The organism is Lutibacter sp. (genome assembly GCF_040883305.1).
In the GTDB taxonomy this organism is placed as follows: Bacteria; Bacteroidota; Bacteroidia; order Flavobacteriales; family Flavobacteriaceae; genus Lutibacter.
Genome location: NZ_JBFLKT010000314.1, coordinates 1 through 3,839, shown reverse-complemented (window position 1 = coordinate 3,839; position 3,839 = coordinate 1). Strand labels below are relative to the sequence as shown.

At 30.9% G+C, this 3,839-nt stretch carries 3 protein-coding genes; all 3 read left to right on the top strand.

The genetic code is table 11. The features are described 5' to 3' along the window. Positions 1-1,202: TRAP transporter large permease (locus tag AB1Z17_RS10005; protein WP_368051661.1), on the top strand; the 1,202-nt coding region annotated here is incomplete at its 5' end. A gap of 23 nt (positions 1,203-1,225) precedes the next feature. Further along, positions 1,226-2,680: a tagaturonate reductase gene (locus AB1Z17_RS10000; RefSeq protein WP_368051660.1), complete on the top strand. Its 1,455-nt coding sequence runs from the start codon at positions 1,226-1,228 to the stop codon at positions 2,678-2,680. Positions 2,681-2,712: 32 nt separating this feature from the next. Beyond that, a partial coding sequence (locus tag AB1Z17_RS09995; RefSeq protein ID WP_368051659.1) for a UxaA family hydrolase occupies positions 2,713-3,839 on the top strand: 1,127 nt, incomplete at its 3' end.

Here is a 3,839-nt window from a genome sequence, read left to right as displayed (position 1 = left end):
TAAGTTTATTGTTGAATATTGATAAAATGCCTGGAATAACAACTATTGCTCAGCGTATGACTACAGGTATTGATAGCTTTGCCTTATTAGCAATACCGTTTTTTGTATTGGCTGGGGAGATTATGAAGCAAGGAGGAATTGCAAATAGGCTTATTAATTTTGCAAAATCTTTAGTTGCAAGTCTTCCTGGAGGGTTGGCTTATGTAAATGTATTAGCATCTATGCTTTTTGGAGCTATTTCAGGTTCGGCGGTAGCTGCAGCTTCTGCGATTGGTTCAATTATGACTGACAGAATGGAAGAAGAAGGATACCCTAGAGCATTAAGTGCATCAGTAAATATTACATCATCAACAACTGGATTATTAATTCCACCTAGTAATATTTTAATAGTTTATGCTTTAGCTAGTGGAGGAACAGCCTCTGTAGCTGCATTATTTATTGCAGGTTATTTACCTGGGATTTTATTAGGCTTTGCCATAATGGGGTATGTAGCATTTATTGCTATTAACAAAGGTTATGCAAGAGGAGAGCGTTCAACCCTTTTAGATATATGGACCTATTTTAGAAAAGCATTTTTTAGTTTATCATTACTTGTAATTGTTGTTGGAGGAATAGTAGCTGGAATTTTTACAGCAACGGAGGCTTCAGTAATTGCTGTGTTATATGCGGCAGTATTGTCTTTAATATATGGGGATATGAAAATTAAAGACTTCCCTAAAGTATTATTGTCTAGTGGAAAAACCACAGCTGTTGTGATGTTTTTAATTTGTACATCAATGGCAATGTCTTGGTTGTTTTCTTTTGAAGGCATTCCAGAAATGATAAGTGCATTTTTATTAGAGTCTTTAAATAACAAGTTTGCAATCTTTTTAGCAATAAATATTATTTTACTAGTTGTTGGAACGTTTATGGATATGACACCAGCGGTATTAATATTTACACCAATATTTTTACCAGTTGTAACTACTTTAGGAATGGATCCAGTTCATTTTGGAATAGTAATAGTGCTAAATTTATGTATAGGAATTTGCACACCTCCAGTAGGTACTTTATTGTTTGTAGGAAGTGGAGTTGCAAAAGTTTCAGTCACACAGGTTATAAAATCTTTATTGCCGTTTTTAGCGATTATGGTTGCTGTGTTAATGCTAATAAGTTTTATCCCTGAAATATCATTATTGTTGCCAAGGCTTTTTGGTTTGTAAAAAATATTAAATAATAAAAATTAATGAATAAAAAGAAATCTTTGAATAGAGGAAGCTTAAAGCTTGAAAAGAAACTTCCAATTAAAGTAGTACAATTTGGAGAAGGTAATTTTTTAAGAGCGTTTGTAGATTATGCTTTTCAAGAATTAAATAAAGCAGTAGATTTTAATGCGGGAGTTGCAGTTGTACAACCTATTGATAAAGGTTTGGTAAAAATGCTAAACGATCAAGATGGATTGTATACACTTTTTATGAAAGGTGTTAAAAAAGGAAAAGAAATTCAAGATATTGAATTAATTTCAAACATTGTAAAAGGTGTAAATCCATATACTAATTTTACCGATTATTTAAACTTAGCAAAAGAAACAACATTAGAATTTATTATTTCTAATACTACTGAAGCAGGAATTACTTATGTTGCTTCTGATATACCAAATATGGAGCCGCCAAGTTCTTTTCCAGCTAAATTAACAGTATTTTTGCACGAAAGATTTAAGTATTTTGGTGGTGATGTTAATAAAGGACTTACTATTATTCCTTGTGAATTGATAAATCATAATTCAGAAACTCTAAAAGAAATTATTTTAAAATATATTTCAGATTGGAATTTAGGAGAAGATTTTAAAAATTGGATATTAAACAGTAACTCATTTCATAGTACTTTAGTTGATAGAATTGTACCTGGGTATCCAAAAGATGAAATAGAAGTATACAACTCACAGTTAGATTATTCAGATAATTTAATAGTTGCTGCGGAAGCATTTTTATTATGGGTTATTGAAGGTGGCGAGGATTTAAAAGCAAAATTACCATTTGATAAAACAAGTCTAGATGTTAAAATTGTTGAAGACATGCAACCTTATAGAACTAGAAAAGTTCGTATTTTAAATGGTGCTCATACTGCGATGGTTCCTTTTTCAATTTTATATGGTAATAAAACTGTGAAACAATCTGTTGATAATGATTTTACAGGTTCTTTTATAAACAAAGCTGTTTTCGAAGAAATTATCGACACCTTAGATATGGATAAAAATGAGTTAAATAGTTTTGCTGAAGAGGTTTTCGACCGTTTTAGAAATCCGTTTATTATTCATAATTTATCAAGTATTGCCTTAAATACGGTTTCAAAATTTAAAGTACGTGTATTACCAAGTTTACTGGGATATGTAAAAATTCATAATAAAATACCAACTAATTTAACTTTTGCTTTTGCATCGTTAATACGTTTTTATAAAGGCACCTTTAATGGTGAAACATTGCCAGTGCAAGATAGTGAAGCTATTGTTTCTGATTTTGAAAAAATTTGGAAATCCAATAATTACAATCAAATTGCAACAACTGTTTTAAGTAACAAAACGTATTGGGGTGAAGATTTAACAAAGGTTAAAAATTTAACAGCTGCAATTACCTTAGCTTTAGAAGAAATTGAAGCTAATGGAATTGAAAAGGGTTTTGCAAATTATTGTAAAACATATTAACGTTTAATTAAAACTTATAATTTACAAGCAAGATGCAAAACAAAATTATAAAAGTAAATTCATCAGATAACGTTGCGGTAGCATTAAAACATTTAAAAGCAGGAGAAACTCTTGCTTTTGAAGGTGAAACCATTGCCATTTTATCAGATACAAAATCAAAGCATAAAATAGCTTTAGAAAAATTTGAATCTGGTGATCGAATTATTATGTATGGTGTTTTGGTTGGCACAGCTAGCGGTGTTATTGAAAAAGGAGATGTATTAACAGTAGATAACGTTAAACATCAAAGTGATAAAGTTTTTGGAAAAACAGCATCATTTAGTTGGACTGCTCCTGATGTTGAAAAGTGGAAAAATAAATCTTTTTTAGGCTATCATAGAGAAGATGGTCAAGTAGGTACAGAAAATGTTTGGTTGTTTTTTCCATTAGTTTTTTGTGAAAACAGAAATATAGAAATTTTAAAAGAAGTTTTTGAAAAAGAACTTTTAAAACAAAAAGAGAGTTCGCATCAATTATTATTGCGTTCTTTAGTTAGTGGTGAAAATGAAAATGAGGTAAAAACAGACGCTTCTAAAAATGTATTTGATAACATTGATGTTAAATTTATTACACACCCTGGAGGTTGTGGAGGCATAAGACAAGATTCTGAAAGTTTGGCAAAGTTACTAGCCGGTTATGTAAATAATCCAAATGTAGCTGGTGCAACGGTTTTAAGTTTAGGTTGTCAAAATTTACAAATAAGTATTTTTAAAGACGCCCTAAAAGCTATCAATCCAAACTTAAAAAAGCCAGTACTTATTTATGAACAACAACAAATGGGTACTGTTGACCAAATGTTATCGGCGATTGTAAAAGATTCTTTTGAAGCTATTAAAAAAGCAAACAATACAAAACGTAAACCGGCACCTTTATCTAAGTTAAAAGTTGGTTTAGAGTGTGGGGGCTCAGATGGTTTTTCTGGAATATCAGCAAATCCAACTTTGGGAGCAGTTTCAGATTTGTTAGTGGCCTTAAATGGTACTGCTGTTTTAGCAGAGTTTCCAGAATTATGTGGTGTTGAGCAGGAATTAGTGAATAGATGTGTAAATGATAGTGATGGTGAAAAATTTTTAGCGCTAATGAAAGCTTTTGAAAAATCTGTAGTAGATGCAGGCTCAGG

What these genes read in the sequence shown, in the direction of transcription:
- AB1Z17_RS10000 (WP_368051660.1), top strand. Translation starts at nt 1,226, where the DNA reads ATGAATAAAAAGAAATCTTTGAATAGAGGAAGCTTAAAGCTTGAAAAG.